Source organism: Pigmentiphaga sp. NML030171, assembly GCF_002188635.1.
Lineage (GTDB): Bacteria > Pseudomonadota > Gammaproteobacteria > Burkholderiales > Burkholderiaceae_B > Pigmentiphaga > Pigmentiphaga daeguensis.
In genome coordinates this window covers 12,421-39,019 of record NZ_NINX01000051.1, presented here as the reverse complement: position 1 = coordinate 39,019, position 26,599 = coordinate 12,421, and the positions used below count along the sequence as shown (strand labels likewise).

The 26,599-nt window shown below is 68.9% G+C and carries 27 protein-coding genes; 13 read left to right on the top strand and 14 right to left on the bottom strand.

Going from position 1 to position 26,599, the window contains the following annotated elements; translation table 11 throughout:
- The first annotated feature begins 16 nt into the window (after positions 1 to 16).
- From CDO46_RS25220 to CDO46_RS25195, 6 genes are all read left to right on the top strand, one after another.
- The gene (locus CDO46_RS25220) at positions 17 to 535 is read left to right on the top strand and encodes an SRPBCC family protein (protein WP_087841322.1); all 519 of its coding nucleotides are present in this window, start codon (positions 17 to 19) and stop codon (positions 533 to 535) included.
- Complete coding sequence (locus CDO46_RS25215; RefSeq protein WP_087841321.1) at positions 519 to 848, top strand: helix-turn-helix transcriptional regulator; 330 nt, start codon at positions 519 to 521, stop codon at positions 846 to 848. Before CDO46_RS25220 ends, CDO46_RS25215 begins: the two co-directional genes overlap by 17 nt.
- Before the next feature lie 139 nt (positions 849 to 987).
- Positions 988 to 1,449, top strand: coding sequence for a (2Fe-2S)-binding protein (locus CDO46_RS25210; protein WP_087841320.1), 462 nt, complete (start codon positions 988 to 990; stop codon positions 1,447 to 1,449).
- Between the two features lie 13 nt (positions 1,450 to 1,462).
- The gene (locus tag CDO46_RS25205) at positions 1,463 to 3,706 is read left to right on the top strand and encodes a xanthine dehydrogenase family protein molybdopterin-binding subunit (protein ID WP_087841319.1); all 2,244 of its coding nucleotides are present in this window, start codon (positions 1,463 to 1,465) and stop codon (positions 3,704 to 3,706) included.
- A 43-nt stretch (positions 3,707 to 3,749) separates the two neighbouring features.
- A complete protein-coding gene (locus CDO46_RS25200) occupies positions 3,750 to 4,715 on the top strand; it encodes an AraC family transcriptional regulator (protein WP_087841511.1) in 966 nt (321 codons plus the stop codon).
- Positions 4,716 to 4,781: 66 nt separating this feature from the next.
- Positions 4,782 to 6,446: an isovaleryl-CoA dehydrogenase gene (locus CDO46_RS25195; RefSeq protein ID WP_087841510.1), complete on the top strand. Its 1,665-nt coding sequence runs from the start codon at positions 4,782 to 4,784 to the stop codon at positions 6,444 to 6,446.
- A gap of 6 nt (positions 6,447 to 6,452) precedes the next feature.
- Here the strand turns inward: CDO46_RS25195 and CDO46_RS25190 are convergent, their stop codons facing one another.
- Positions 6,453 to 7,931, bottom strand: coding sequence for a TAXI family TRAP transporter solute-binding subunit (locus tag CDO46_RS25190; RefSeq protein ID WP_087841318.1), 1,479 nt, complete (start codon positions 7,929 to 7,931; stop codon positions 6,453 to 6,455).
- A gap of 14 nt (positions 7,932 to 7,945) precedes the next feature.
- Positions 7,946 to 9,160 carry a sodium/glutamate symporter gene (gltS, locus tag CDO46_RS25185; protein WP_254914681.1) on the bottom strand — a complete coding sequence of 405 codons (1,215 nt, stop codon included), beginning with the start codon at positions 9,158 to 9,160 and terminating at the stop codon, positions 7,946 to 7,948.
- A 116-nt stretch (positions 9,161 to 9,276) separates the two neighbouring features.
- On the opposite strand from gltS, the gene rpiA reads away from it, so the two are divergent.
- Both rpiA and phoU read left to right on the top strand, forming a co-directional pair.
- Positions 9,277 to 9,963 carry a ribose-5-phosphate isomerase RpiA gene (rpiA, locus tag CDO46_RS25180; protein ID WP_087841317.1) on the top strand — a complete coding sequence of 229 codons (687 nt, stop codon included), beginning with the start codon at positions 9,277 to 9,279 and terminating at the stop codon, positions 9,961 to 9,963.
- 130 nt (positions 9,964 to 10,093) lie between these two features.
- Complete coding sequence (phoU, locus tag CDO46_RS25175; RefSeq protein ID WP_087841316.1) at positions 10,094 to 10,795, top strand: phosphate signaling complex protein PhoU; 702 nt, start codon at positions 10,094 to 10,096, stop codon at positions 10,793 to 10,795.
- A 288-nt stretch (positions 10,796 to 11,083) separates the two neighbouring features.
- Here phoU and CDO46_RS25170 read toward each other — a convergent pair whose 3' ends face one another.
- Together CDO46_RS25170 and CDO46_RS25165 are read right to left on the bottom strand one after the other, a co-directional pair.
- Entirely contained in the window at positions 11,084 to 11,353 is a 270-nt protein-coding gene (locus CDO46_RS25170; RefSeq protein WP_087841315.1) for an oxidative damage protection protein, read from the bottom strand.
- A 59-nt stretch (positions 11,354 to 11,412) separates the two neighbouring features.
- On the bottom strand, positions 11,413 to 12,129 hold the full coding sequence (locus CDO46_RS25165) for a GntR family transcriptional regulator (protein WP_087841314.1): 717 nt from the start codon (positions 12,127 to 12,129) through the stop codon (positions 11,413 to 11,415).
- Between the two features lie 160 nt (positions 12,130 to 12,289).
- Here CDO46_RS25165 and CDO46_RS25160 point away from each other — a divergent pair, with 160 nt between their 5' ends.
- Together CDO46_RS25160 and CDO46_RS25155 are read left to right on the top strand one after the other, a co-directional pair.
- Positions 12,290 to 13,447, top strand: coding sequence for a hypothetical protein (locus CDO46_RS25160; protein WP_087841313.1), 1,158 nt, complete (start codon positions 12,290 to 12,292; stop codon positions 13,445 to 13,447).
- Between the two features lie 36 nt (positions 13,448 to 13,483).
- The gene (locus CDO46_RS25155; RefSeq protein WP_087841312.1) at positions 13,484 to 14,476 is read left to right on the top strand and encodes a tripartite tricarboxylate transporter substrate binding protein; all 993 of its coding nucleotides are present in this window, start codon (positions 13,484 to 13,486) and stop codon (positions 14,474 to 14,476) included.
- A 76-nt stretch (positions 14,477 to 14,552) separates the two neighbouring features.
- On the opposite strand, the gene CDO46_RS25150 is transcribed toward CDO46_RS25155, so the two are convergent.
- Both CDO46_RS25150 and CDO46_RS25145 read right to left on the bottom strand, forming a co-directional pair.
- A complete protein-coding gene (locus CDO46_RS25150; protein ID WP_087841311.1) occupies positions 14,553 to 15,107 on the bottom strand; it encodes a hypothetical protein in 555 nt (184 codons plus the stop codon).
- Positions 15,107 to 16,882, bottom strand: coding sequence for a hypothetical protein (locus tag CDO46_RS25145; protein ID WP_132980102.1), 1,776 nt, complete (start codon positions 16,880 to 16,882; stop codon positions 15,107 to 15,109). The genes CDO46_RS25150 and CDO46_RS25145 overlap by 1 nt, the downstream gene beginning before the upstream one ends.
- Positions 16,883 to 16,985: 103 nt before the next feature.
- Between CDO46_RS25145 and CDO46_RS25140 the strand changes: the two genes are divergently transcribed.
- Positions 16,986 to 17,300, top strand: coding sequence for a DUF962 domain-containing protein (locus tag CDO46_RS25140; RefSeq protein ID WP_087841309.1), 315 nt, complete (start codon positions 16,986 to 16,988; stop codon positions 17,298 to 17,300).
- 28 nt (positions 17,301 to 17,328) lie between these two features.
- Here the strand turns inward: CDO46_RS25140 and CDO46_RS25135 are convergent, their stop codons facing one another.
- Genes CDO46_RS25135 through CDO46_RS25115 form a run of 5 tightly spaced genes read right to left on the bottom strand, consistent with a single transcriptional unit; the run spans position 17,329 to position 22,501 of the window.
- Positions 17,329 to 18,687: an amidase family protein gene (locus CDO46_RS25135; RefSeq protein ID WP_087841308.1), complete on the bottom strand. Its 1,359-nt coding sequence runs from the start codon at positions 18,685 to 18,687 to the stop codon at positions 17,329 to 17,331.
- Positions 18,680 to 19,618, bottom strand: a complete 939-nt coding sequence (locus CDO46_RS25130; protein ID WP_087841307.1) for an alpha/beta fold hydrolase — start codon at positions 19,616 to 19,618, stop codon at positions 18,680 to 18,682. Before CDO46_RS25130 ends, CDO46_RS25135 begins: the two co-directional genes overlap by 8 nt.
- A 19-nt stretch (positions 19,619 to 19,637) precedes the next feature.
- A complete protein-coding gene (locus CDO46_RS25125) occupies positions 19,638 to 20,942 on the bottom strand; it encodes a TRAP transporter large permease (protein ID WP_087841306.1) in 1,305 nt (434 codons plus the stop codon).
- A 13-nt stretch (positions 20,943 to 20,955) separates the two neighbouring features.
- Entirely contained in the window at positions 20,956 to 21,447 is a 492-nt protein-coding gene (locus CDO46_RS25120) for a TRAP transporter small permease (protein ID WP_217896334.1), read from the bottom strand.
- A 19-nt stretch (positions 21,448 to 21,466) separates the two neighbouring features.
- Positions 21,467 to 22,501 carry a TRAP transporter substrate-binding protein gene (locus CDO46_RS25115; RefSeq protein WP_207958666.1) on the bottom strand — a complete coding sequence of 345 codons (1,035 nt, stop codon included), beginning with the start codon at positions 22,499 to 22,501 and terminating at the stop codon, positions 21,467 to 21,469.
- Positions 22,502 to 22,677: 176 nt separating this feature from the next.
- Between CDO46_RS25115 and CDO46_RS25110 the strand changes: the two genes are divergently transcribed.
- Positions 22,678 to 23,487 carry an IclR family transcriptional regulator gene (locus CDO46_RS25110; protein WP_207958667.1) on the top strand — a complete coding sequence of 270 codons (810 nt, stop codon included), beginning with the start codon at positions 22,678 to 22,680 and terminating at the stop codon, positions 23,485 to 23,487.
- On the top strand, positions 23,484 to 24,293 hold the full coding sequence (locus CDO46_RS25105) for an aspartate dehydrogenase (RefSeq protein ID WP_087841304.1): 810 nt from the start codon (positions 23,484 to 23,486) through the stop codon (positions 24,291 to 24,293). Before CDO46_RS25110 ends, CDO46_RS25105 begins: the two co-directional genes overlap by 4 nt.
- A gap of 55 nt (positions 24,294 to 24,348) precedes the next feature.
- Here CDO46_RS25105 and CDO46_RS25100 read toward each other — a convergent pair whose 3' ends face one another.
- The 3 genes from CDO46_RS25100 to CDO46_RS25090 are packed head-to-tail and all read right to left on the bottom strand — an operon-like array spanning position 24,349 to position 26,573.
- Positions 24,349 to 24,741 (bottom strand): RidA family protein, encoded by a 393-nt coding sequence (locus CDO46_RS25100; protein ID WP_087841303.1) that lies wholly within the window; start codon positions 24,739 to 24,741, stop codon positions 24,349 to 24,351.
- Positions 24,742 to 24,772: 31 nt separating this feature from the next.
- The gene (locus CDO46_RS25095; protein WP_087841302.1) at positions 24,773 to 25,312 is read right to left on the bottom strand and encodes a hypothetical protein; all 540 of its coding nucleotides are present in this window, start codon (positions 25,310 to 25,312) and stop codon (positions 24,773 to 24,775) included.
- Between the two features lie 13 nt (positions 25,313 to 25,325).
- Positions 25,326 to 26,573, bottom strand: a complete 1,248-nt coding sequence (locus CDO46_RS25090; RefSeq protein WP_176400845.1) for an aconitase family protein — start codon at positions 26,571 to 26,573, stop codon at positions 25,326 to 25,328.
- Positions 26,574 to 26,599 lie beyond the last annotated feature (26 nt).

The window sequence follows — 26,599 nt, the reverse complement described above, 5'->3', positions numbered from 1 at the left end:
GCAGAAGGGGTCTCCCATGAAGACGTACGACCGCATCGAAAAGCAGGTCGTGTTGCGCGCGCCGGTCGAGCGCGTGTGGCACGCCCTGACCAATATCCAGGAGTTCGCGCAGTGGTTCGGTGTCAAGCTGGACCAGCCCTTCGCCCCCGGCCGCGCCATCACCGGCAGCTTCGAGGGCGGCTTCGACCAGGACGAGATCGAGCGCTACCAGGCCTCGCTGGGCCTGCAGCCGGCGGCGATACGGCAGCCGCTGCCGCATGAGGTGTTCTGCACCGTCGAGCGCATGGAAGCGCCGCGTCTCTTCAGCTTCCGCTGGGTGCCGTTCGGCATCGACGCGGACTGCGATCCCGGGCAGGAGCCGACGACCCTGGTCGAGTTCCAGTTGGAACCCATCCCCGAGGGCACGCGGTTGACCATTACCGAGTCGGGCTTCGAGCGCGTGCCGGCACACCGGCGCGAACGGGCCTTCATGATGAACGATGGTGGCTGGAGTGCCCAGGCCGACAACATCCGGCGCCATGTCGAAGGTGCGTGAGCATGAACTGGCGCGGGTGTTCGCCGCGCTGGGCGATGCGACCCGGCTGGCCCTGGTCGCCCATCTGCTGGCCGGCGGAGCCCTGTCGGCCACCGCGCTGGCCGAGGGCAGGGACATTTCGCGGCAGGCCATCGTCAAGCATCTCCAGGTGCTGGAGGCGGCGGATCTCGTCGTACGCGAGCGCCATGGCCGCGAGGTGCTGTACGCCCTGGATCCGCGCCGCGTGGACGAGGCCAGGGCGTTCCTGGACGCGATCTCGGCCGGGTGGGACCGCGCCATCGGCCGCTTGAGGAAACTCGTCGAGTCGCCGTGACGCCGCTGGCCTGGCCCGGCGTTTGCAGGATCAGGCAAAACACACGCAGGAATCGGTATTGTCCCCGGGCTATCGCCTTACGTAACCTCTGTTCCGGGCCGGATAGGGATCCGGCATCTTTTCCGCAGGGGACGTGGCAATGGCGATTCAGCTCGAGATCAATGGCAAACAGACTGCGCTGGACGCGCCCGGCGAGATGCCGCTGCTATGGGCCCTGCGCGATCTGGCAAACCTGACCGGCACGAAATACGGGTGCGGGATGGCGCTGTGCGGCGCCTGTACGGTGCATGTGGGCGGCGAGCCGGTGCGTGCCTGCGTGACGCCGGTGTCGTCCATCGAAGGCAAGCCCGTCACGACCATCGAAGGCGTGGGGAGCGACGCCGTGGGCCGTGCGGTGCAGGCCGCGTGGCAGGAACTGGACGTCGCGCAATGCGGGTACTGCCAGTCGGGCCAGATCATGTCGGCCGCCGCGCTGCTGCGCACGAACCCGCGTCCCACGGACGAGGACATCGACGGAGCGATGAGCGGCAATGCCTGCCGCTGCGCGACCTATGTCCGTATCCGGGCCGCAATCCATCGCGCCGCCCAGGCGCTGGCTTGAGGGGGAAGGCATCATGGCATTCACCCTCGACAACCATGCGGACCGCCATCAAGCCTCCCTGGTCAACGTCAGCCGCCGCCGGTTCGTGCAAGGCGCGGGCGTGCTCGTGCTGGGCTGGCAGCTGCCCGGCGTCCTGGCGGCGCAACCGGCGGACAAGGCGGACCCCTTCGTTCCCAATGCCTTTCTGTCCATCGATACCCAGGGCCGCGTGACGGTGTACGCCAAGCACGTGGAGATGGGGCAGGGGGCCTATACGGGCCTGGCGACCCTGGTGGCCGATGAGCTGGACGCGGACTGGGCGCAGGTACGGGTCGAAGGCGCGCCCGCCGACACGGCGCGCTACAAGAACCTGGCCATGGGCATACAAGGTACCGGCGGCAGCACGGCCATGGCCAACTCCTTCAAGCAGATGCGCGAGGCGGGCGCCGCCGCGCGCGCGATGCTGGTCGGGGCGGCGGCGCAGGCGTGGAAGGTCGACCCGGCCACGATCACGGTGCGCGAAGGCGTCGTCCGCCACGCCGCGTCGGGCCGGCAGGCCGGGTTCGGCGAACTGGCCGCGGCCGCCGCGGCGCAGCCTGTGCCCGCCAGGCCCAGGCTGAAGTCGCCCAAGGATTTCCGCCTGATCGGCAAGGCGTCGCTGCGGCGAACGGATTCGGCCGACAAGGTGCACGGCCGTGCCCGTTTCACGCAGGACGTCAAGCTGCCTGGCATGCTGGTCGCCATCGCGGCCCACGCGCCGCGTTTCGGTGCGACCGTGGCCGGCTACGACGCCAGCGCCGCCCTGGCCGTCCCCGGCGTGGTGGCGGCGATTCCTTTCGAGGGTTCGGCGCATCGCTCGGCCGGCGTCGCGGTGCTGGCGCGCAATACCTGGGCCGCACGCACCGGGCGCGATGCCCTGAAGGTGCGGTGGGATGAAAGCCGCGCCTACACCGAGGGCAGCGACGAACTCCTGGCCCGGTATCGCCAGGCCGCGTCGCGCCCGGGTTTGCCCGCCGCCACGCGCGGCAACGTCGAGACCGCGTTCGCCAAGGCCGCCAAGGTGATCGAGGCGGACTACGAGTTCCCGTTTCTGGCCCATGCCAGCATGGAGCCGCTGAACTGTGTCGTGCAACTGGGCGACGGCCGGTGCGAGATCTGGAACGGCGAGCAGTTCCAGACCATGGACCAGAAGGCCGTGGCCGACTATCTCGGCATCGCGCCCGGGCACGTCACGATCAATCAGCTGTATGCCGGCGGCAGCTTCGGCCGGCGTGCCAGCCCGCACGCCGACTACGTGGTCGAGGCCGTCGCCATCGCGCAGGGTGCGCGCAAGGCGGGATTCGACGTTCCGGTCAAGATGGTGTGGACGCGCGAGGATGACATGCGAGGCGGCTACTACCGGCCCGCCTACCTGCACCGCGCCAGGCTCGCGCTGGACGAGCGGGGCAGGCTGCAGGGATGGCAGGTGCGGGTGGTCGGGCAATCGCTGATCAAGGGTTCCGTGTTCGAGGAATTCATGGTCAAGAACGGCATCGACGCGACCTCGGTCGAGGGCCTGTCCGACCTGCCTTACGGCATCCCCAACCTGAGCGTGGAGCTGCATACTCCCGACGACGTGCGGGTACCCGTGCAGTGGTACCGGTCGGTCGGGCATACGCACACCGCGTTCACCGCCGAGACGCTGGTCGACGAGGCGGCGCATGCCGCGCGCCGCGATCCGGTGGCTTTGCGGCGCGAGCTGCTCAAGGGCCATCCGCGCCACCTGGCGGCGCTGGAGACGGCGGTGCGCGCCGCGCAATGGGACCGTCCGCTGGCGGCGGGGAAAAGCGGCGTGCGCCGGGGCCGGGGCGTGGCGGTGCACGAGTCCTTCAACAGCGTGGTCGCGCAGGTGGTCGAGGTGAGCGTGGATGCCGGGGGCGAACTGAAGGTGGATCGCGTCGTGTGTGCCGTGGCGTGCGGGCTGGCGATCAATCCGGACGTGGTCAAGGCGCAGATGGAGGGCGGCATAGGCTTCGCGCTGTCGACGGCCCTGCACGGCGCCATCACGCTCGACAAGGGAGCCGTGGTGCAGAGCAACTTCCACGATTATCCCGTGCTGCGCATCAACGAGATGCCGCGTGTCGAGGTGCACATCGTGCCGTCCCAGGACGACCCCACCGGCGTGGGCGAGCCCGGCGTACCGCCGCTGGCGCCGGCCCTGGCCAATGCGATCTTCGAGGCGACCGGGGAACGCGTGCGTACCCTGCCGATCCGCACGCCTTTGCGCAAGGCGGTCTGAGCATGGCAATATCGTCGCTCCGCGCCTGCTTCCCGCGATGACCATGTCCCAGCCGGCTCTTCCCCTCGATACCGTTGCATCGGACGAAGCCCCAGGGCGGCTGGCCGCCGCGCGGCGCGAGCTGGCCAGCTGCATCGCGCGGCACGCGCCGGTCGACGGGACGCATCCCAGCGCGTATCCGGGGCTGTCGTTCGTGCGCTTCTCCGGTCCCTCGGGATCGAACTGCGGCTTCTATCGTCCTTCGCTCACGATCGCCGCGCAGGGCGCCAAGCGCGTCGAACTGGGCGAAGCCGTCTACGAGTACGACGAGCGCCACTTCCTGCTGTCCTCGTTCGACCTGCCGGTGCAGGCCCGCATCACCTGCGCGTCGCGGGCCGAACCGTATCTGTGCGTGGCGCTGGACATCGACCCGCAGCGCCTGGGCGAACTGGTGGGCGAGCACGGCCTGCCATCTGCTCCCGAGGCTCCCGGCATGCGTGGGCTGGCGGTCGGGACGACGCCGCTGGCCCTGATCGAGCCCATGCTGCGCCTGGTGCGCCTGCTGGATACGCCCGAGCACCTGCCGGTGCTCGGGCCGCTGGCCGAGCGCGAGATCCTGTACCGGGTGCTGACCGGCGAACTGGGGCGGCGGCTGCGCCAGGCGGCCCTGTCGGCCGGGGCTTCCAGCCAGATCGCCCGCGCCATTGCCTGGATCAAGGAAAACTACACCGAGCCGCTGCGCATCGAGGCGCTCGCCCAGGCGGTGAACATGAGCCCGTCCTCGCTGCATCATCATTTCAAGGCCGTCACGGCCATGAGCCCGCTGCAGTTCCAGAAGCAGCTGCGCCTGCGCGAGGCCCGCATGCTGATGCTGTCCGAGTTGCTGGACGCCGGCAGCGCGGCGCGCCGGGTCGGCTATGAAAGTGCTTCCCAGTTCAGCCGCGAATACAGCCGCCTGTTCGGCTCGCCGCCCCTGCGCGACGTGGCCAGGCTGCGCGACGGCGATCCGGCCGAGACCGTGGCGGCCTGAGTCCGCGGCGGTCGGCGCTACACTGCGGGCATGGCGGCCAAGCCGCCGCGACGGCGGGGAGCGATCATGACGGACAGCGACCGGGACGACGCGTTCAACGTGGTGGAGCCGCGCAGCGGCTACAACCTGTACGACACCGACCCCGCGCTGCGGGAAGCGGTCCGGCGCGAAGGGGCCGGCCATGCCGAGGCATCCCTGCGCGAGCAGGGCCGCTGGCTGGGCAGCCGCGAGGCCATGGACGCCGGGCGCGACGCCAACGAGCACCCGCCGCGCTTCGTGCCCCTGGATCCGGTCGGGCGCCGCATCGACGAGGTGCGCTTCCATCCCGCCTGGCATGTCCTGATGACAGACATCGTCGCGCGCGGCCTGCATTCCGCGCCATGGGCGGCGCCCGCGCCGGGCGCCATGGTCGAGCGCGCGGCAGGCTACCTCATGCAGGGCCAGGTCGAGGCAGGCACGCTCTGCCCGACCACCATGACCTTCGGCGCGATTCCCGTGCTGGCGGGCGAACCGGCCGGAGAGGTCGACTTCGCCCGTGACTGGCTGCCGCGCCTTCATGCCCGCCACTACGACGCGTCGGATGCCCCGGTGGCCGGCAAGCGCGGCGTGCTGATCGGCATGGGGATGACCGAGAAGCAGGGCGGTTCGGACGTGCGGACCAATACGACACGGGCCGTGCCATGCGGAGCTTCCGGCCGGGGGCGGGGCTATCTGCTCGAGGGCCACAAGTGGTTCTATTCGGTGCCCCAGTCCGACGCCCACCTGGTGCTGGCCCAGGCCGATGAAGGGCTGTCGTGCTTCTTCGTGCCGCGCTACGCGCCCGACGGCCGCCGCAACGGCGTGCGCATCCAGCGCCTGAAGGACAAGCTGGGCAATCGCAGCAACGCCAGCGCCGAGGTCGAATTCCACGGCGCATGGGGCGCCATGCTGGGCGAACCGGGGCGGGGCGTGGCCACCATCGTGGAGATGGCCACCTACACGCGGCTGGACTGCGTGCTGGGCAGCGCCGCGCTGCTGCGGCAGGCCACGGTCCAGGCGCTGCACTTCTGCTCGCGGCGCCAGGCGTTCGGCCGGCCGCTACGCGAGCAGCCCCTGATGCGCCACGTCCTGGCTGATCTCGCCCTGGAAAGCGAGGCCGCGACCGCGCTGGGGCTGCGGCTGGCGCGCGCCTTCGAGTCCGATGCGCCGCTGGAGCGGGCCATACGGCGCATCGTCACGCCGGCGGCCAAGTACTGGGTCTGCAAACGCGCCGTGTCGGCCATTGCCGAATGCATGGAGGCATGCGGCGGCAATGGCTACGTCGAAGACGGCCCGATGCCCCGGCTCTACCGCGAGGCGCCCGTCAACGCGATCTGGGAGGGGTCGGGCAACGTCATGTGCCTGGACGTGCTGCGCGCGATCCGGCGCGATCCGCAGGCGTTCGAGGCGCTGGGCGAACACCTGCGCGAGCGGGGCGGCGGCAGTCCGGAGTTCCGCTCGGCCTGGCAGACCTGGATGGACCTGTGCGCGGGCGACGGCCAGGCCGAGTTCAAGGCGCGCCGCATCGCCGGCCTGCTGACCGGGCTGATGCAGGCGGCGCTGCTGCTGGAGGCGCCGGGCGGCCTGGTGGGAGAAGCCTTCGTGGCGGCCCGGCTGGCGCAGGCCAGCTGGCTGTACGGCGACAGCGACACCGGCCACGGCGACGCCGTGTGCGCGGAGCTGCTGGCCCGCGCGTGGCCGCCGGGGGGTTGACGCGATCTAGCGCGGCGCCGGGGCCGCCTGGAAATAGCGGTCGGCGGCCTCGTGCATGGGGATGGTCACGCCTTCGCGGGCGGTCGCGCGCGTGATCTGTCCGCCGGCCGGGCTGCCAGCCGCCACGAAGTCGGCCTGTTCGAACACCGCCTGCAATACGCTGCGCACTTCGTCCGCGGGCGTGTCGGCGCCGGTGACCAGCAACGCGGTGACGCCCACCGTGGCGATGGGCGCGCCCTGGCCCGGATAGGTGCCGGGCGCGAGCACGAGGCGCACGAAGGCGGGATCGTCCCGCGCGAGCTGCGCGATCGCGGGCGGGGACAATGGCAGGATGCGCACCCGGTGGTCGGCGGCCAGGCGCTGCAGTTGCCGCGCGGGCGCATGGATCACGCTGGCGATCGCGTCGACGCGCCTGTCGAGCAGGGCTTGCACCGCCTGGTCGAAGTCGGCGCTGGCGACGAGTTCCACGCTGTTTTCCGGCACTCCGTGCGCGGCCAGTACCTGCAGCGTCGAGGCGCGGCTGCCGGACGCGGCCAGGCCGGCATCGAGCCGTCGTCCACGCAGATCGGCGATGGACTGGACCGGGCCGTCGGCCAGCACGGCGATGTGGAAGGCTTCCGGGTACAGGCTGGCGATGGCGCGCAGGCTGGGGTTGTGGGCCGTGCCGCCGAAGGCGTCCTGTCCCAGGTAGGCCTGCCTGGCGATGTCGCCCTGCGCGAGCGCGATGTTGGCCGCGCCTCGCTGGAGCAACTGGAGGTTCTCGATGCTGCCCTGGGTGGACGAGCCGCTGGCGCTGAAACCTTGCGCCGTCAGGCGCGCCGCGATGGTGCGGGCGACCAGGTCGTACTCGCCGGCTTGCGGTCCGCCCGCGACCACGAAGGCGCGGCGCAGCCGGTCCAGGCGACGCGTGATCTGCCGGTCGGCCGCCGCCAGTTCCTCGGTGATGATGGCGCGGGCGCGCGGGCTGTTGGGGGGCAGCGTGTTGAACAGGTTCTGGATGCGTTCGATGGTGGCACGGGCCGGCGAACCGGCGGCGGCCTGGCTGGCCGTGGCCTGCGGTGGCGGCACGAAATCCACCGGCTGCCATCCGTCGGGCCCTTCGCGGAACGTGACCGAACCGCGTACCAGCAGGATGTCGCCGGCGCGGTTGCCGTCGCGCGCGATACCTTCGACGCCGCGTTCGGTCGCGCCCAGCAGCGTGGCCAGCGCGGCCGGATTGAGCGATTGCCAGTCGCCGAAGGCATAGTCGCGGGCCAGGCGGAAGCGCCCGTTGAAATAGATGATGCGGCGGGCCGCGCCATCGGGCGCATCGGCCAGCGGGCCGCTGCCCAGGCGCCGCAGGGATTCCACGTCCAGCACCGGTTTGGCGAAGACCGCCTGCAGGCGGTTCTCCACGGCGGCCCGGACCTGAGACTGGTCGGGCCCGCGGCTGCAGCCCGACAGCAGCAGGGCGGCCAGGACGAGAAGAAGCAATCGTCGGATCATGGTTGCGCTCGCTGTCAGAAGCCGAAAAGAGGCAGGCCGAGATAACCCTGGATGACCAGCGCGTTGGTGATGTCGATCAGGAATGCGCCGACGATGGGCAGGATCAGGAAGGCCTGGGGCGAGGGGCCGTACTTGTTCGTGACCGCCTGCATGTTGGCGATGGCGGTGGGCGTGGCGCCCAGGCCGATGCCGCAGGCGCCGGCGGCCAGCACCGCCGCGTCGTAGTTGGCGCCCATGATGCGGAAGGTGACCAGACTGGTATAGGCCGCGACGAAGGCCGTCTGCACCGCCAGGATCGCCAGGATGGGCAGCGCCAGCGACACGAGCTCCCACAGCCGCAGCGAGATCAGCGCCATGGTCAGGAACAGCGATAGCGCCACGCCGCCGAACAGTTGCACCGCGTCGTCGTCGACTTCGCGGATGCGGGCCAGCCCCAGTACGTTACGCAGCACGACGCCGGTGAACAGGGTCCAGACGAAGGGAGGCAGGGTCAGCAGCCTGCCTTTCATGAGCTCCCCCAGCGTGCTGCCGACCACCACGCACGCCACGATCAGCAGCAGGGTCTCGAGAAAGAGCGGCAGGGTCAGCGGCCGGGGCGCCTGGGAAGGCGCGTCGGCGCCGGCCTGGCCGGATGGCGCCGAGCTGCCGTCGCCCGGCGTCAGGCCGTGGCGCGTGATGAGGCGCTGGGCCACGGGTCCGCCTATGATGCCGCCCAGCACCAGGCCGAACGTCGCGCAGGCCATGGCCAGCTCCATGGCGCCCTGCAGGTTGTCGACGTCGGAGAACTGGGTGGCATAGGCCGCGCCGGTCCCGTGGCCGCCCAGCATCGTGATCGAGCCGGCCAGCAGCCCGTTCAGGGGATGAAGGTCCATGCTGAAGGCGCCGGCCAGGCCGATGGCGTTCTGCAGCACGAGCATGATGGCGATGGCGATCAGGAACAGGACCACCCCCCGGCCGCCGCGCACCAGCGTCCTGACGTCGGCGCCCAGGCCCACCGTGGCGAAGAAGGCCAGCATGAAGGGCGTCTGCAGCGCCATGTCGAACGACAGCTCGGTGCTGGCGGCGACCTTGGCGATCGTGATGGCGATGGCCGCCAGCATCCCGCCCACCACCGGCTCGGGGATGTTGTAGCGTTGCAGCGGGGGGATGCGGCCGATCAGCCAGCGCCCGATCAACAGCACCACGATGGCGACCAGGAGTGTGGTGGTGACGTCTATTTCTATCAGCATAATGCCCCTTCACTGCGCGCGTGCCCGCGCGTCGGCCGGAACGCCGGTGGCGTTCGCGCGTCCAAGTGCTAAAGTGTCTGCTGGCAACCCTTAGCACCGTCTTTGCACCACCTATTATGCTTTCTCAACAGGAACTGAAACAGCAGGCGGCCGACGCGGCGCTTGCCTTCGTCGCCGAAGTGGCGGCGCCCGACGTGGTCATCGGAGTCGGCACGGGGTCGACGGCCGACCTGTTCATCGACGGACTGGCCGCCTACAAGGGGCGCATCCGCGGCACGGTCGCCAGTTCCGAGCGCAGCGCGGCGCGCCTGGCCGGCCACGGGCTGCCGGTATTCGACCTGAACGACGTGGCGTTCATGCCCATCTACGTCGACGGCGCGGACGAGATCGACGACCACCTGCACATGATCAAGGGCGGCGGCGGCGCGCTGACCCGCGAGAAGATCGTCGCCTCGGTGGCCGAGCGCTTCATCTGCATCGCCGACGAGTCCAAGCTGGTCGGGCAACTGGGGGCCTTTCCGCTTCCGGTCGAGGTGATACCCATGGCCCGCGAGGCGGTAGCCCGGGCGCTGCGCCTGCTGGGCGGGCAGCCCCGGCTGCGCGAAGGGTTCGTCACCGACAACGGCAACGTCATCCTGGACGTGCACGGCATGCAGATCGCCGAGGCCCAGGGCATGGAAAAGGTGATCAACGACCTGCCTGGCGTGGTGACCTGCGGCCTGTTCGCGCTGCGCGGCGCGGACGTGGCCCTGCTGGCCACGCAGTCCGGCGTGCGCCGGCTGGACAAGCCGCGCCACGCCTAGCCTACATTGACCGCGCGGCCGACGTCGGAGACATATTCCTGTCACATGGCGTTCATAAACTGCGCGGTGCATTGCCCATGCGGCCGGGGCACAAACGGCCAGGCCCATTGTTCTTCCGCTGGGAGCCGGCATGACTGAACATACCCACAAACAATACGACGCCGAACTCGAGGAGGTCCGGTCGCGCTTCCTGCAGATGGGAGGCCTGGTCGAATCCCAGATCACCGGCGCCATCGATGGCCTGGCCAACGGCGATCTCGCCGCGCTGGAGCGCGTGATCGTGCGCGATACCGAGGTCAACCGCTTCGAGGTGGAGCTGGACGAGGCGTGCAGCCATATCCTGGCCCGCCGCCAGCCCACCGCGGGCGACCTGCGCATGATCATCACGGTCATCAAGATGATCACCGACATGGAGCGCGCCGGCGACGAGGCCGAGAAGATCGCCCGCATGGCCAAGCTCATCCACGAGGCCGGCCGCGTCAACATGCCCGCCGTCGAGCTCTGGCACATGGCCAACACCGTCGTCACGATGCTGCGCAAGGCCCTGGACGCCTTCGCCCGCCTGGACGCCCAGGCCGCGGCCCAGGTCGTCCGCCAGGACAAGTCGGTGGACTCGGAGTGGCAGGGGGTGATCCGCCAGTTGATCACCTACATGATCGAAGACCCGCGCAAGATCTCGCGTTCCATCGAACTGCTGTTCATCGCCAAGGCGCTCGAGCGCATCGGCGACCACGCCAAGAACATGTGCGAGCTCGTGGTCTACATGGTCAAGGGCCGCGACGTGCGCCACACGGGCGTGGACAACGTCGAGCGGGAAGCCGCGGCGGGGTAGTGGACCCCCCCCTACGCCCTTCGGGCGCCCCCCAGGGGGCGATTCGGGTGGACCGGCGGAGCCGGATCCACCGCATCCTGGGGTAACAACGGGCTGGCGGGGACTGGCGATACTGCCTGGCAGCTGGTTCGGTTGAAAATGAAAACGGCCTTGCGTACAAGCAAGGCCGTCTTTCTTCCGTGAGCGTCCCCAGACCCAGGGCGCAGCGGATCCGGCTTTGCCGGTCCGCCAGCGCCGCCCCCTGGGGGGCGCCCGAAGGGCGTAGGGGGGGGCTTAGTACGGGGGGGCTTAATTCGGCGGGACGTAGCCTTGTGCTTCGACGTTGCCGTCTTCGAATAGATAGCGCTGCATCTGCTGTTGCAGGTACTTGCGGGCGCGGGCGTCGGCGAGGTTCAGGCGGTTTTCGTTGACGAGGCGGGTCTGGGTCTGGACCCACTCCTGCCAGGCCTGCTTGGAAATGTTCTGCCAGATCTTGGTGCCGAGTTCGCCCGGGTAGGGAGGGAAGTCCAGACCTTCGGCTTCTTTCTTGAGCTTGACGCAATAAATCATGCGAGCCATGTGACCACCTGTTCCGCGATAGTTTGCAATGGCCCTATTGTAGCGGCCGCGCCATGTCCTTACCTGGCCGGACGGCGCAGGGCATCGATGCGGAGCTGGTAGATGCGACGCTTGTTGTCGCGGCTGCGGCGCACGTGTTCGCGCATCAGGTTTTCGGCGCGTGCGCCTTCGCCCAGTTCGATGGCCGCGACGATGTCGTCGTGGTCCTGCTGGGCGCGATGGATGTAGGCGTATTCGGGTTGCGGCATGGTGTCGTCCAGGCCCAGGCCCAGCACGGCCGCGCCCACCAGCGGGATCTGCGAGACGTGCGCCAGCGCGCTGGCCAGCGGCGGGTTGCCCGCGGCCTGGATCAGCACGGCATGGAATTTCTCGTTCATGGCGGACCAGCGAGGCGTTTCCACGCGATAGCCGTTGCCGGCCGCATCCTCGAGCAGGTTCCAGCCTTCCTCCACGCAATCGCGCAGGGCCTGCGTCACCTCCGGCCGCGCGCCTTGCTCGGCCACCAGCCGCGCCGCCATGCCTTCCAGCGTGCCGCGTACGTCCAGGGCGTTGGCAAGGTCGTCCAGGTCCACCGCCTTGACCCGGAAGCCACGGGTCGGTAGCCGCTCCAGCAGGCCTTCCTTGACCAGTTCCTCGAACGCGAGGCGGATGGGCGTGCGCGAGACGCCCAGGTCCGCCGCGAGCTGCAGTTCGACCAGCCGTTCGCCGGGCGGATAGGTGCCGGACATGATGCGTCGGCGCAGTTCGCCTGCGACGGTGTGTATTTGAGTGGCCATCTGCCGGGGACGAGCGTCGTAGTCCTTGGTGCGGGGGATAGTAACCGCTATGTCGGGATCATACTGATTTGCATGCAAAATTAGATTGATATTGAATAAAAAAGAAGATTGCCCAATAATTTGCATGCAATTTAATTATAGATCTAAGAAAGAGGAAGCCATGATCCCATCTTCCGCCTTCGTGGGCCTGCCGCCTGCGCTGGCCGACTCCGTCGTGCAGACCAAGCACTTCTTCCAGGCGCTGGATAACTTCGCCAAGGTGTTCGCCATCCGGCCGGGCGAGCGCGTGTTGATGCTGACCGATCAATTGCTCGATACCCGGGTGGTCGATGCGGTGGTGGGGCTGGCCAAGGCGCGCGGCGCGCAGGTGCGCGTCTATACCGAACCCAATTCGCGCGTGACCGAGGTGCCGGAGCCCGTGAAAGGCCTGCTCGAGCAGGCGGACTTCGTGGTGTCCACCTGGTTCTGTTCGATCGAGGACCCGTTCTGCATCGCGATGCGCAAGCAGGGGCAGCGCTGGGTGAAGATCACCTACTTCCGCAATCTCGACCTGCTGCACACGCCGCAGGCGCGCTTTCCGAGCGAGATCGTGGGGGCGCTGTGCCGGGCCACGGCCGGCCGCTATCCCAAGGGAGAGGATTTCGACCTGCATTTCACCGACGCGCGCGGGACCGACTTCCGCATCGGCTTCACGCCGGAAACGCGCGACACGATGCTGTCGTCCAATCGTTGGCGCGGCGTGACGACGGCCGAGGAGCCCGGCTGCTACGTGCACTACCTGCCGACCCACGGTCCCAACCTCTGGGACCGGACGGCGGTGCGCAACGACCACGCCGTCAAGACACCGATGTCGGGCGTGATCTATCCGCAGTGGGCAGTGGGCTTCGCCCGGCCTTTCGAAGAACGGATCGCCGTGCGTTTCGAAGGCGAATACGTCAGCGCGGTCGAGGGCAATTCAGAGGAGGCGAAGATCCTGCGCGACATGCTGGTGGGCGGCCGCATGATCGAAGGCGGCGGCTGCGGCTTCAATCCCAAGGCGCCGCGCCACACCATCTATCCCGCCGGTTCGAACGCCCCGGGGGCGCTGCATTTCGGCATCGACCTGGCCAAGCCGAACGACTACATCCGCCGCGTGCTGCCCGACTGGGAAGAGCCGCCCGTGCACATGGACCTGGTGTGCCTGGACGCCACCGTCACGGCAGGGCGCAACACCCTGATCGACCAGGGTTTCCTGTGCGCGCTGCGCGATCCCGAGGTGGTCGCGATTGCCGCCCGCTACGGCGACCCGGTCGAGCTGCTGGAAGCCGGGGTGGATTGACCGGGACAGGTTCACAGACAAGACAAGGAGACAAGCATGCATGTGAAAAAGAACGGGAAGCCGGCCCGCATCCTCGGCACCCTGGCCCTGCTGGCCGCGATGGCGTCGGGTGCCGCCGCGGCCGGCGCCGCCGAGTGGCCCCAGCGTCCGCTGACCATGATCGTCCCTTTCGTCGCGGGCGGCGGCGGCGACACGCTGGCCAGGCTGTATGCGCGTGAAATGGAAAAGCAATTGCGCCAGCCCATCATCATCGACAACCGGGCTGGGGCTGGGGGCAACATCGGCACCGCCGCCGGCGCCCGCGCCGCCCCGGACGGACAGACGGTGGTGTTCGGCACGAACGGCACGATGGCGACCAACCACTGGTTGTACAAGGCGGTGGGCTACGCGCCGGACGATTTCGAGCCGGTCGCGCGTTTTTCGGTCATCTCGATGGTGATGTTCGTCAGTCCCGACTCGCCGTTCAATTCCGCGCAGGAACTGATCGGCTATGCGAAGAAGCACCCGGGCGAACTGACCTGCGCCTCGGCCGGCAACGGCACGGCGTCGCACATGGCCTGTGGCCTGCTCCAGCAGATGGCGAAGATCGACCTTACGCACGTGCCCTACAAGGGCGGCGCGCCGGCCTCGACCGACGTACGGTCGGGCCGCGTGTCCTTCATGATCGACGTCGCGCCCTATCTCGTGCCGCTGGCCAAGAGCAAGCAGATCAAGGTGCTGGCCGTTTCCACGCCGCAGCGCATTCCCACGCTGCCGGACGCGCCCACGCTGTCCGAAAGCGGGGTGCCGGGGTATGAGCTGTTTGCCTGGGACGGTCTGTTCGTGCCCAAGGGAACGCCGCCCGAGCGGCTGGATCGCCTGCACCAGGCGGTGAACGCCGTGCTGAGCGATCCGGCGTTCGAGCGTTCCATGGAAGAGCGTGGTTCGATCAATTCGCCGATGAGCCGCCGCGAGTTCGCCGATTTCGTCCACAAGGAGTATCGGCGCCAGGGCGAGATCGCGAAGATGATAGGCGTGCAGGTGGATTGAGCGTTGCGCGGCCGGCCGGGCATGGCGCCCGGCCGGTGCGCGGGATGGCGGCGCGGACGCGCCGCCCGGGACCGGGCTATTGCGCGGTACCGCCGGAGCGGGTTTCCTGCGCCGGCAGCACGACGAAGTCGCCCTGGTCGGGCGCGGACTGCTTGCGGTTCCGGGTGGCCGCCTGGCCGGCGTCCAGGCGCACCGAGAAGGCACTGTGCCGTCCGTTGGCCGTGACGTAGACGTTCAGGTAGTGCACCCCGGTGCCCAACACCGTGACGGGCACCTCGACGACGGCGCGCCGCTGGGCATCCAGCGGGACGACCGTGGGCGACGCCGCATCCACGCGCAGCGCGCCTTCGACGCCGTACTTCAGTTCCACCTGGGTCACCCCCGGCGATCCGCGCAGCGACAGACCAACGGAAGCGGGGCCCGTGGCCAGCGGCGCCGACGGCGCCCGGACCGAGACGGCGACGAGGTCGCCGGGCTTGCCTGGACGCGCCACGAAGGCGTTGGCGCCGGTGGCCGGAGCCGTCGCCGCGGGCGCTTGCCGGGCTTCATGGGCGCAGGCGGGAAGAATGGGAAGAGCGGCCGCCAGCAGGATGGCCAGGCGGGCGGCGGCGATGTTCAGAGGCGGGCGCATTACAGGGCTCCTGCGGAAGTACGTTCGAGACTCACCTGGTAGCAGACACGGGTGTTGGCGGGGACCGGGGCGGGGCCGGGGTCGGGGGCGGCGCTGTCCTCGTCGTCGTCGCCACCGTTGGTCAGCGCGGTATCCACCAGGAAGGCGGTGTAGGTGCCGGCTTCGAGCGTGCTTTCGACCGCGTCGTCGTCCTCCTGGATCTTCACACCCTGGCGGGACAGCCACAAGTGGGCCTTGGTTACCAAAGCCGGGGGCGAGACGAGGGTCGCGCTCAGCCGGTAGGTGCCCGCGCTGGGCACTTCGAGCCGCAGGAAGCGACCCTGGTCCAGCTTGTTGTATTCCCCGCCCAGCAGGTTGGATACGCATACCTGCTGCGTGGCCGCGGGGGCGCCGGCGGCGGGCGCATCGAAGCGGACATAGGGTTTGGCGACTTCCGGCGGCACGGTCGGAATCGTGTAGGACGCGGGGCCGCCCCAATCGTCCAGCTCGTCCAGCGTGGGCGTGCCGACCGAGGTCAGCAGCGCGTTCACCTTGCCGATCACGGTGCTGTCGGTGAGGTGTTTGGCCAGGGCGGTGCCGAACGGGAAGATGCTGGTGAAGGCCGGCGTGCGCTTCTGCTCGTTGCGGAGGATGGAGATCGTGGTCTCGAAGCCGCCGGGCTGCTGCGCGAGCTGGTAGATGAAGTACTGCATTGCCGATTCGTTGTACCAGGCGGCATCGTCGGGCGGAGCCGGCGGTGCGCTGACGTCGAGGTAGAAGCTGTCCTGCTGCTTCTTGCCCGAGGTGTCGACGTAGAAGGGATCGTTGCGCACGATGCCGGCCAGCCCGTTGCCCCAGCCTTCGCCCCAGGCCACGCGCATGTCGAGCTTGTCGCCGGCGCCGTGCGAGCCGCCCACGGAGTCCGAGCGCGAGATCCGGCCTTCGAAGTAGTGGCCCCATTCATGGACCAGCACGCCGGTGTCGTACTCGTCGGTGTCGACGTCTTCCTTGCCCAGGATGTAGAGGCCGGGAGCGGGGCCTTCGGAATTGAAGTGGCTGGTGCCGATGTCGCCGTTCTTCGGCTCGCCCTCGGCAGGCCCGTTGTTCTCGCTCCAGTAGATGTTCAGGTGGGGGAAGTTGATATCCGGCGCGATGGCCAGGAAGCGCTGCATGGCGCCGTAGGCCTGGTCCAGCACGGAGAAGGGCGCGGCCGCGCGGGCGCCGGCGTAGCTGCCCGCGGTGTTGCTGCCGCTCCAGCCCGACGCCGCGTGCAGGTCGAGGACCATGCTTTCCTGGGGCACGGACAGCGCCTTGCTTTCCATGGCATAGATGGGCGCGTTGGTGGGAACCGCCGTGTAGCCCGGCTTGGTGTTGTCGCGTATCGCCACGCTCCAGGCGCCTTCCTTGCTTTCGCGCAACAGGCGCGCCTGCACCCGGATCTTGACCTCGCGGCCCGGAGGCAGCACGAGGGAATACCTGCCCTGGGCGTCGGTCACGGTGCTGCCCAGGATCTCGGCTCCGCTGAAGGCTTCCACCACGGCGCCGCGCACCGGCAGCGCACGGGTCTTGGCGTAGTCCAGTCCCTGGGACTTGACCGCCGGCACGAAGTCGTAGGTGACCATGCCGGATACCTTGCCGGCCTCGGGAGCCGGCTTGGCGCCGCTGCCGCCACCGCAGGCGGCCAGCATGGCCGACAACAGCATCACGGCCACTGCCGCCCGGCCCCGGCGCATGCCATGATTGCCGGACCGGACCGAGGGCATGGTCGCTTGCCCCTTTTCGGCGAGTATTCTCATCGGTGTGATTCCCCCACGGGATGGATGTTTGGTTACACGATGATACACGGGGGATCGCAAGAAAGGCGCTACCCAGTCATGGGTATTTGCGGGAGGACGGGACATGCGCGAAGCCGCGCGGCGTTATCGCAATTTCGATGAGTTCTACGGGTTTTACCTGGGGGAACACGCGCATCCCGTATCCCGGCGCCTGCACGTCGCGGGTACGGGCCTGGCCCTGCTGCTGGTATTGCTGGCGGCCGGGCTGCGCCAGCCCTGGCTGCTCGTGGCCGCGCTGGCCTGCGGGTACGGCCTGGCCTGGACCGGGCATTTCTTCTTCGAGAAGAACCGCCCCGCCACGTTCACCCATCCCTGGTGGTCGCTGCGGGGCGATTTCCGGCTGCTGGCCGAGACGTTGGCCGGCCGCCGGAAGTGGTGAGGCGAGCCCCTTTGGGCGTGAACAGGTCCTAGGCCGCCAATTCGCGCTCGACGGCAAGGCCGAGCGCCAGCAGGGCTTCGTCGCGGCCGGTCGCCATCGCCAGGCTCATGCCGGCGGGCAGGCCGGCGCCGTCGGTGCCGCAGGGCAGGGCGAGCGTGGGCATGTCCAGATAGCTGCCTATCATGGTGTTGCGCAGCACGCGCGCATTGCATTGCGCGAACCAGGCCGGATCGGCCGCCAGCGCCGCGATGGGCGGGGCCGCCATGGGCACGGTGGGAAACAGCAGCGCCTCGCCGGGAGCGAGGGCCGTGGCCAAGGCCGACACCAGCAGCGGCCGGTTGTCGCGCAGGGCCTGCCGGCTTGGCGCCGGGATGGCCTGGCCCAGCCGCAGCCGCTGCACGATGCGGGCGTCGACCCGCGCGAGCGCCGCCGGATCGTCCAGCAGTTCGCGGTGTACGGCGGCCGCCTCGATGCCCACCAGCGTGCCGAACGTGGCGAACAGGTAATGGGTCAGGTCCAGCGCGGGGACCGACCGGCGTTCGACGGTGAAGCCGCGCCGGGACAGGCGCTCGGCCGCGGCCTCGAACGCGGCGGCCACGCCCGGTTCGAGCTCGCTCATGACGATGCCCGAGGGAATCACCAGCCGCGCGGCGGGGCGGTCGGCGCTCGTCCGCAGGACCGGCGCGCGGCCCAGCAGAGCATCGTCGATCAGGCAGGCATCGGCCACGGTCCGCACCAGGGGGCCGATGCTGTCGAGCGAAGGCGCCAGCGGAAAGACGTCGCGTTGATCGTAGCGGGCCGAACTGGGCTTCCAGCCGACCAGCCCGTTCAGGGCCGCCGGTACCCGGATCGAACCCGAGGTGTCGGTGCCCATGGCGCAGGGGACGACCTGGCGGGCAACGGCCACGGCCGATCCCGACGAGGAGCCGCCCGGGATGCGCGGGACCGAAGCGTCGTGCGGGTTGGGCGGCGTACCGAAATGCAGGTTGATGCCCAGTCCCGAGAAAGCGAATTCGCTCAGGTTGGTCTTGCCCACGCTGACCATGCCGGCGGCCGAGAGCGCGCGCACGGCGGGCGCATCGGCCGTGGCGGGCGCCGCCCGCCGGCGCGTGTCCGACGCGCAGGTGGTGACGGTGCCCGCCATGTCGAACAGGTCCTTCCAGGCCAGGGGCACGCCGTCCAGCGGCCCCAGGGGCCGGCCTTCGCGCCAGCGCGCCTGACTGGCGCGGGCCTCTTCCATGGCGCGTTCTTCCAGCAGCGTGATGAAGACCGCGTCCATGCCGGGGCCGCGTGCCTGGTCCAGCGCCTGGCGCGCGACGTCCACCGGATCCAGGCTGCCCTGGGCGTAGCCCTGGGCCAGCGCGGCGATTCCCCGTGCGTCAGTCATGATGCTCCTTCGTGTTCCGGACATGTCCGGCCAGCCAGTTGGCGATGACGGCGGCCGCTTCGATCTCGTGGCCGGCGTACCAATGGTTGCCGCCCAGCACCGCGGACGAGAACGATAGCGCGGATGTCGCGTGGCTGCGCAGCAGTTCGATCGCGCCCCGGACTCCGGCGGTCCCGACGATCTCGCCTTCGGAACCGTACAGCGACAGGATCGGCGCCGTTATCGTCGAAAGATCCCGGAAGGCCTGCGGCGAGTGGCGATCGTGGAAGTCGAAGGTATCGGCGGGCCGGCCTTCCTCGAAGCGGTCCAGCAAGGTCTGCGCGGAAATGCGCTGCCGCAGCAGGCCCAGGACGCAGTCCTCTCCCATCAGCGTGCGGCCCTGGCCGGCGTCCACCCATTGCCGCGCCTGGGCCAGGAAGGCCGCGGCCTTTTCCTCGCCATGCAGGGCGAAGAAGGCGCCGCGCAGGTCGGCGGCCGACGCCAGCACCAGCCCGCGCACGCGCGCGTCGCCGGTCGCCGCGGCATAGCGCAGGATTTTCGAGGCGCCCAGCGAATGGCCCATCAGGACGATGGGGCCGGCGTGCGACCTGGCCGCGAAGTCCATCCACGCGGCCAGGTCGGGAATGCAGTCGTCGAAATACTCGAACGCCGAGCCGGTCAGCCTGTAGACCGGTTCGGCGCCGACCCGCGACATGGCGATGTTCCCGTGGCCGCTGCATCCGATGGACAGCAGGTGGACGCCGGCCAGGTCGGGGCTTTGCAGGAAATCGAAGGTGAAACTGGTGTCGAAGTTGCCGCTCAGGCCGTGCAGGCTGATCAGCACGGGGGCGTCCGCCGCGGGGGCGGGCGCGAGGAATCCGGTCAGTTCGACCTGCTGGGTGGTGCGCACGCGCACCAGTCGGCCGCTGCGCGGCTCAGTCTTCATGGTCATGGGTACGTCTACTACGCGTTCAGCGCGCCATGTCGGGGAGGAACAGCACCAGGCTGGGGAAGGCGATCAGGAGGCCTATGCGCAGCAGGTCCACGATGATGAAGGGCGTGACACCCTTGTAGATGGTCCAGATGTCGGTCCGCTTGGACAGGCCCTTGATCACGAAGACATTCAGCCCGAAGGGCGGGGTGATGAGGCCCAGCTCCACGCACATGGTCACGATCACGCCGAACCAGATCGGATCGAAGCCCAGCTGCATCACGATGGGATAGACCAGGGGCACGATCAGGATGACCACTGCCAGGGCATCGATCAGGCAGCCCAGCACCAGCATGATGCCGATGATCACGAGCAGCGTGCCATAGCGGCCCAGGTTGGCGTCGATGAGCAGTTGCGCCGCCTTCTGCGGCGTCTCGGTCACGGCCAGGAAGTAGCCGAACAGCACGGCGCCCGCCATGATCAGCAGGATGGCCGCGCCCATGCGGACGCTTTCCGCCAGTGAGGAGAACAGCGTCTTCCAGGACAGGCGCCGGCCCAGTGCGACGATGGCGATGGCGCCGGCGGCGCCCACGGCACCGGCCTCGGTGGGCGTGAACAGGCCGCCATAGATGCCGCCGATGACGAACAGGATGAGCAGCATGATGGGACCGAGCCGCGTCAGGCTGGACAGGCGTTCGCGCATCGCGGCCTGCTGGCCTGCCGGCGCATCCTGCGGGCGCACGGCCAGCCACACCTTGACCACCAGCATGTACATGGCGATGGCGATGATGCCCGGTATGACGCCGGCCATGAACAACAGGCCCACGCTTTGCTGGGTCAGCAAGCCGTAGACGGCCAGCGCGATCGAGGGCGGGATCAGCACGCCCAGCGTGCCGCCGGCCGCGATCACGCCGGTGGCCAGGCGTTCCGAATAGCCGTGCTTTTTCATCTCGGGCAGGGCGACCCGCGTCATGGTGGCGGCGGTGGCGGCCGACGAGCCGCAGATGGCGGCGAAGCCGCCGCACGAGGCCACGGTGGCCACGGCCAGGCCGCCGCGGAAGTTGCCCAGCCAGAGCTGCGCGGCGCGGAACAACTCCCCGCTCATGCCCGAGGCCACGGCCACCGTGCCCATCAGGATGAACAGCGGCACCAGCCCCATGGTGTAGTCGGAGAAGGTGGAAATGACGGAGTGCGACAGCAGTTTGAAGGCGGGCTCGAAGCCGGTCATCAGGCCGAAGCCCAGGATGCCGGAGGCGCCCATGGCCAGGCCGATGGGGACGCGCAGCAGGCAGAGCAGCAGCAGGGAGCCGAAGCCGATGAGGATGGCGAGATTGGGGCCGATCATGGTGTGCGTCCGTTCAGACCGTGGCGTCCGGATGGCCGTCGTGGGCCTCCGGCTCGGGGGGAGCGATGACCTGCTGGAGCAGGATGAAGAAGCAGGCCAGGGTGCCGAGCCAGGCGGCGGTGTAGAAGCCCCAGACCGGCAGTTCCAGGTCCACGGTCAGCAGCCCCGCTTCGAAGACGTCGACGACCTTGGTGCCCAGGGCGTAGGAGAAGCCGCCGACGATGCACAGGCACAGCGCGGCGCCGATGCGGGTCAGTACGCGCTTGGCGCGCGGCCCCAGCGCGCTCCAGAAGATGTCGAGCTGGATGTGGTCGTCATGGCGGAAGGCCGCCGCGATGCCCCAGCACACCACCACGCTCAGGAGCAGGCGCGAGATCTCGTACTCGTCCGGAAGCGGGTAGGCGAAGAGGTAGCGCGTGGCCACCGATGCGGACGTGAGTATCGCCATGCACAGCAGCAGGACCGACGGCACGAACTCGAGGAAGGCAAGCAGACGTTGTTTCATGGCGATGCCCGTCGGACGGTCAGTAGGCGGCGTTGTATTTCTTCAGCGTGTCCTGCAGTTCGCCGAACACCTTGGCGCCGTCGACGCGGTTCTTCTTGACGCTGTTTTCCCATTCGCCGCGGACCTTGGCGGCCATGGCCTTCCATTCGCCGACCTTGGCGTCCGAGATCGTATAGACCGTGTGGCCCGGCTTCTTCAGCAGCGCGGCCCGGCCTTCCTGTTCCCAGTTGTACCAGGGCATGGGCAGGCGCTCGGCCCAGTCGGCGTTGCAGTGGTTGTCGATGACCTTCTTCTGGTCGGCCGACAGCTTGCCGTACGACGACTTGTTCATCAGGATCGCCGTGCCCAGCGAATAGAAGTTCATGTCGAGGTGATAGGTCAACGCGCGGTCCGCGCCCAGGGCCTGCAGCAGGTTCCAGGGGAACGAGATCGCGTCCACCACGCCGCGCTCGACGGCTTCGGCCGCGTCGGACGCCGACAGCTGGACGGGCGAGGCGCCGGACAGGCGGTAGAAGTTGGCCGCCATGACGTTCGGGGAACGGATCTTCAGGCCGGCCAGGTCGGTGGGGCTTTCGATGCGCTTCTTGGAATGGATGGTGCCGCCGCCGTCATAGAACATGGTGCAGACCTTGACGTCGGCCATCTCTTTCTTGGCGTAGGGCTGGTACCACTCGTACAGCGCCCGCGAGCCCTTGGCGGTGTCGGACACCAGGAAGGGCATCTCGGCGGCGGTGACGATGGGGAAGCGGCCCGGCTCGATACCCACCAGGTAGAAGGCCAGGTCGGCGATGCCGTCGCGGGCCAGGTTGTAGTGGTCCTTGGCGGGGCCCAGTTGCTGCGCGGGGAATACCTGGATCGCGATGCTGCCGCCCGAGTCCTTTTCGATCGACTGCGCCCAGGGAACCAGCACGCCGTAGTGCAGGGGGTTGGTGGTGGGCAGGTTGTGCGACAGCCGCAGGCTGACTTTCTTGTCGGCGGCGTGGGCCGGACCGGCCAGGACGGCGGCTGCCATGGCGGCGGCCACGAGCGGCTTCAAAGCATGGTTCTTACGCATGGAGTTCCCCCTTGCACTGGGTCGATGAAAGGAAGCCGGCCCGGGTCCGGCAAAAAAAGTTCCGTTTTTCGGAACTAATCTATCGTTATATGGAACATAATGCAGGTTGGCACGTAATTTCGTCAAGGCGTTTTCATTGCGGGCAAAATTTCGCCTGGCTCACGTTGGGAGGAGATGTGGAAGAAGAGTCGTCGAAGAACCGGTTCCTGCTGGAACGGCAGATGCAGGTGATCGAACTGGTCGCGCGCCATCCCGCCGGGCTGGCGTTCGGCGAGATACAGGCGGCGCTGGACATGCCCAAGGGCACGCTGCACCGGATGCTGGCCGGTTTGTGCCGCGCCGGCTGCCTGGACGCCGAACCGCCGTTCGAGGCGGAGGCGGGCAACGCGCGCCGCACCTATCTCCTGGGCGGGCGCATGCGCCGGCTGCTGGGAACGGCGATTTCGCCCGACCAGATGGCGGCGGTCGCCCATACCGTGCTCTACGGCCTGGTCGAGCAGTTCCAGGAGACGGCTTTCCTGAGCATGCTGCGCGGCAATCGCATCGAGAGCATCGTCATGGCCACGCCGCCCAAGGACTGGCACGGCTACGTCAACCCGGGCCACGTCATGCCGCCCCATGCGGCGGCCTCGGCCAAGGCCATCCTGGCGTTTCGCGACGAACGGGAATGGGAGGCGCTGCTGGACGAGCCGCTGCCCGCGCTGACGGATCGCACGATCACTTCGCCGCAGCAGTTGCGGGACGAATTGCGGCGGGTTCGCAAGACCGGCATCGCCTATTGCCGGGAGGAGATCGACCGCGGGCTGGTGGCGGTGGCCGCGCCCATACCGCTTTCCCAGGTCGGCGTGATGTTCTCGGTGTCCATCGTCGGGCCTTCGCAGCGCATGCAGGGCTACGACGACGAGAAAATGAAGCGCGCCCTGCTCGATGCCGCCAGCAAGCTCGCGGCGATTTTTTCCAAACAGATGAACGCGGACCTCAAATGACCCGACCCACCATAGCCGTGATCGGACTGGGCGGGATTGCCCGCGGCCTGCTGGATGCCCTGGCCGGCGATGCCTGCGCCGACGTGCGCAACGTCGTCGTGCGCGCGGGCAAGGAAGGCGAGGCGGCGGCATCGTTGCCGCCTTCGATCGAACCGGTTGGCGACATCGCGTCGCTGGCAAGGGAAGTCGACCTGGTGATCGAGGCGGCGGGCCAGGGCGCCGTGGCGCAATACGGCGCCGACGTGCTGCGCAGCGGCCGCCATTTCGCGCTGGTCTCGGCCGGCGCGCTGGCCGACGACGGCCTGCTGCGGACGTTGAAGGAGGAAGCGGCCAGGACCGGCCGCCGGCTGCACCTGATCAGCGGCGCCATCGGCGGCCTGGACGCGCTGGCCACGGCCCGCGCCGCCGGCCCGGTCGAGGTCCGCTATACCGGTATCAAGCCGCCGCGCGCCTGGCTGGGCACCCCGGCGGAACAGGCCTGCGATCTACATGCCTTGGCCGGACCGGCCGTCGTGTTCGAAGGCAGCGCCCGCGAGGTGGCGCGGCGCTATCCGCGGAATGCCAACGTGGCGGCCACGGTCGCCCTCGCGGGAGCCGGGCTGGACGCCACCCGGGTCACGCTGGTCGCGGATCCCGCCGCCACGCGCAACAGCCACCGGATCGAGGCGCGCGGCGTGCTGGGCGAGTTCCGCTTCGATACGCAGGCCGAACCGTCCGCCGCCAATCCGAAGACCTCGGCCAGCACCGCCTGCAGCATCCTGGCCTACCTGAAGGGCGGCCCCAACGCGCTCGCGCTGCAAGGCTGAGGGCGGCTGGCCGTCCGCCTCGCGGGCCGCCAGCGCCTGGTTCGCGAACCGCGGATCAGGCCTCGCGGTAGAAGCAGAACTCGATTTCCACCGTGGCGTTCAGCGGCAGGGCCACGACGCCCATGGCGGTGCGCGCGGGCGGGGTCGTGCCTTCGGGGAAATAGCCTTCCCAGACGCGGTTGATCTCGGCGAACTGGTCGAAGCGGGTGGTGAAGATGCGCGCGATGACGAGCTGGTCCAGGGCCAGTCCGTATTCGGGCAGGGCGCCCAGCATGTTGCGCATGATCTTGTCCGTTTCCGCGGCGACGCCGCCGCTTTCCAGCTGGCCGCTCTGGGCATCGAGCGCGATCATGCCGGCCAGCTGGTAATAGGGGCCGGCCTGGATGCAGGGGGTGTAGCGGAAGCGTGGCTTGGGCAGCGTCTTGGCGTAGTGGGCTTGCAAGGGCATGGTGGCGGGCCTCGAAGGAAAGGCCCGTAGTCTACTCCGCGTAGGGCCGGCCGAGTTCGGGATGCGCGCGCAGATGGGCCTGCAGGGCGCCGCGCATGCCGCCGTTGCCGATCATGGCGCGTATCTCGGGTGCCAGCGGCGGGTAGCGGTGGACCTGGCCGGTGGCGCATCGCGTGACGGTGCCGTTGGCGTAGTCCACTTCGATCTCTTCCCCGTCGGACAGCACGTCCACAATGCCGCTGCAGGACGCGAGCGCGGGCACGGCCAGCGCCACCACGCCCTGGAAGGCGCGCACCGACATGGACTCGCACAGAATGCCCAGGCCCAGCGCCTTCATGGCGATGATGCCGGTGTTGTGCGCCTTGCCGGCCAGGAAGTTGCGGCCGGCGACGATCAGGTCGCCGGGACGGATGCGGCCGGCCAGGCCCGGATCGAGTTCGGCGAAGAGATGCGGGATCAGTTCGCCGGGATTGGTGTTGCGCGAGAGCACGATGTCGAACGCCATGACCGCGCCGTCGTGGGGAACGTCATGGCCCAGCACATGGGCGGTGCCGCGTTGTATCCAGTTCATCGATGGGAACTCCTCAATGCGCCGGGCGCGGATCGGCGATCCGGCCGGCGATGGCGGACGCCGCCACGGTAAGCGGGCTGCCCAGGTAGCAATAGGCGTCCTTCGCGCCCATGCGGCCCTGGCCATTGGTGGCTGCGGTCGAGATCGACACTTCCCCGGAAGCCAGGGGACCGCCGGCGCCGCCGGCACAGGGGCCGCAGCCGGGGGGGAGCAGGATGGCCCCGGCGTCCAGGAAGCGTTGGGTCAGGCCGTCGCGCGCCATGCGCTTGGCCGTCTCGACGGTGCCCGGCACGACGATGAAGCGCACCCCGTTCGCCACCCGGTGGCCGGCAAGCACCTCGGCGGCGGCCTGGAAGTCCTCGTACATGCCCGATCCACAGGATCCCAGGTAGGCCTGATCGATCGCGACACCCACGGTATCCCCGACCGGGACCGCTCGATCGGGCGAGCCCGGCAGCGCCACCTGCGGCGCCAGGCGCGAGACGTCCAGCGCGAGCGTATGTTCGAAGCGGGCGTCGGCATCGCTTTCCAGCCAGCTGCCGTCGCGGGGCGCGCCCAGCGGCGACATGGGCGGAAACACGATGTTGAGCACGCCGATCTCGGTCAAGGTATTGCACAGCGCGACCCGTCCCGACAGCGGCAAGCGATCGCAGTACGAACCGCCGAACTCCACCACGCGATAGTCGAATTCGACACCCAGTTCTCCCGAGGCCAGCCGATGGGCCAGCCAGAAACCGACGTCGCGGGGATGCACGCCGGGCGGCGGCTGGCCTTCCAGCGTGACGCGCAGCGTGTGCGGCACGACGGTCCAGGTCGTGCCCGTGGCCAGCACCGATACCACGTTGGGCCCGGCGCGCATCGCGAATGCGCCGATGGCGCCGAAGTTCGTGCAGTGCATGTCGTAGGCGAAGAGGAACATGCCGGGCCTGACCAGGCCGTTTTCCATGGGAAAGAGGTGGCCGTGCCCGCCCTGGCCGGCATCGTGGAAGTGGCCGATGCGCCATTCCCCGGCAATGCGCCGATTGGCGCGACCGCGCAGGATCGAGGCCGGAGTGGTGTAGACGACCTGGTGGTCGGTGACGAAGACCACCCGCTCCGGATGCGTGACGCGGCGATAGCCGATGTCGTGCAACTGCTTGTAGGCGGTTTCGACATAGCCATCGTGCAGGATGACCAGTTCCGGCTCGGGCAGCACGATGTCGCCCGGCCGGACCGAAGTCTTGCCGCTGGCGCGGGCCAGCATCTTTTCAACGAGAGTCATGCCCATGTGGGAGCTTCCATGCTTGG

Coding starts and splice junctions, on each gene's coding strand:
- gltS (WP_254914681.1), bottom strand. CDS start 9,160: ATGCTGATAGAAATAGACGTCACCACCACACTCCTGGTCGCCATCGTG.
- CDO46_RS25160 (WP_087841313.1), top strand. CDS start 12,290: ATGATCCCATCTTCCGCCTTCGTGGGCCTGCCGCCTGCGCTGGCCGAC.
- CDO46_RS25155 (WP_087841312.1), top strand. CDS start 13,484: ATGCATGTGAAAAAGAACGGGAAGCCGGCCCGCATCCTCGGCACCCTG.
- CDO46_RS25165 (WP_087841314.1), bottom strand. CDS start 12,129: ATGGCCACTCAAATACACACCGTCGCAGGCGAACTGCGCCGACGCATC.
- CDO46_RS25220 (WP_087841322.1), top strand. CDS start 17: ATGAAGACGTACGACCGCATCGAAAAGCAGGTCGTGTTGCGCGCGCCG.
- CDO46_RS25205 (WP_087841319.1), top strand. CDS start 1,463: ATGGCATTCACCCTCGACAACCATGCGGACCGCCATCAAGCCTCCCTG.
- CDO46_RS25145 (WP_132980102.1), bottom strand. CDS start 16,882: ATGAGAATACTCGCCGAAAAGGGGCAAGCGACCATGCCCTCGGTCCGG.
- CDO46_RS25100 (WP_087841303.1), bottom strand. CDS start 24,741: ATGCCCTTGCAAGCCCACTACGCCAAGACGCTGCCCAAGCCACGCTTC.
- CDO46_RS25170 (WP_087841315.1), bottom strand. CDS start 11,353: ATGGCTCGCATGATTTATTGCGTCAAGCTCAAGAAAGAAGCCGAAGGT.
- CDO46_RS25135 (WP_087841308.1), bottom strand. CDS start 18,687: ATGACTGACGCACGGGGAATCGCCGCGCTGGCCCAGGGCTACGCCCAG.
- CDO46_RS25105 (WP_087841304.1), top strand. CDS start 23,484: ATGACCCGACCCACCATAGCCGTGATCGGACTGGGCGGGATTGCCCGC.
- CDO46_RS25130 (WP_087841307.1), bottom strand. CDS start 19,618: ATGACCATGAAGACTGAGCCGCGCAGCGGCCGACTGGTGCGCGTGCGC.
- rpiA (WP_087841317.1), top strand. CDS start 9,277: ATGCTTTCTCAACAGGAACTGAAACAGCAGGCGGCCGACGCGGCGCTT.
- phoU (WP_087841316.1), top strand. CDS start 10,094: ATGACTGAACATACCCACAAACAATACGACGCCGAACTCGAGGAGGTC.
- CDO46_RS25200 (WP_087841511.1), top strand. CDS start 3,750: ATGTCCCAGCCGGCTCTTCCCCTCGATACCGTTGCATCGGACGAAGCC.
- CDO46_RS25125 (WP_087841306.1), bottom strand. CDS start 20,942: ATGATCGGCCCCAATCTCGCCATCCTCATCGGCTTCGGCTCCCTGCTG.
- CDO46_RS25215 (WP_087841321.1), top strand. CDS start 519: ATGTCGAAGGTGCGTGAGCATGAACTGGCGCGGGTGTTCGCCGCGCTG.
- CDO46_RS25195 (WP_087841510.1), top strand. CDS start 4,782: ATGACGGACAGCGACCGGGACGACGCGTTCAACGTGGTGGAGCCGCGC.
- CDO46_RS25140 (WP_087841309.1), top strand. CDS start 16,986: ATGCGCGAAGCCGCGCGGCGTTATCGCAATTTCGATGAGTTCTACGGG.
- CDO46_RS25190 (WP_087841318.1), bottom strand. CDS start 7,931: ATGATCCGACGATTGCTTCTTCTCGTCCTGGCCGCCCTGCTGCTGTCG.
- CDO46_RS25095 (WP_087841302.1), bottom strand. CDS start 25,312: ATGAACTGGATACAACGCGGCACCGCCCATGTGCTGGGCCATGACGTT.
- CDO46_RS25115 (WP_207958666.1), bottom strand. CDS start 22,501: ATGCGTAAGAACCATGCTTTGAAGCCGCTCGTGGCCGCCGCCATGGCA.
- CDO46_RS25210 (WP_087841320.1), top strand. CDS start 988: ATGGCGATTCAGCTCGAGATCAATGGCAAACAGACTGCGCTGGACGCG.
- CDO46_RS25150 (WP_087841311.1), bottom strand. CDS start 15,107: ATGCGCCCGCCTCTGAACATCGCCGCCGCCCGCCTGGCCATCCTGCTG.
- CDO46_RS25120 (WP_217896334.1), bottom strand. CDS start 21,447: ATGAAACAACGTCTGCTTGCCTTCCTCGAGTTCGTGCCGTCGGTCCTG.
- CDO46_RS25090 (WP_176400845.1), bottom strand. CDS start 26,573: ATGACTCTCGTTGAAAAGATGCTGGCCCGCGCCAGCGGCAAGACTTCG.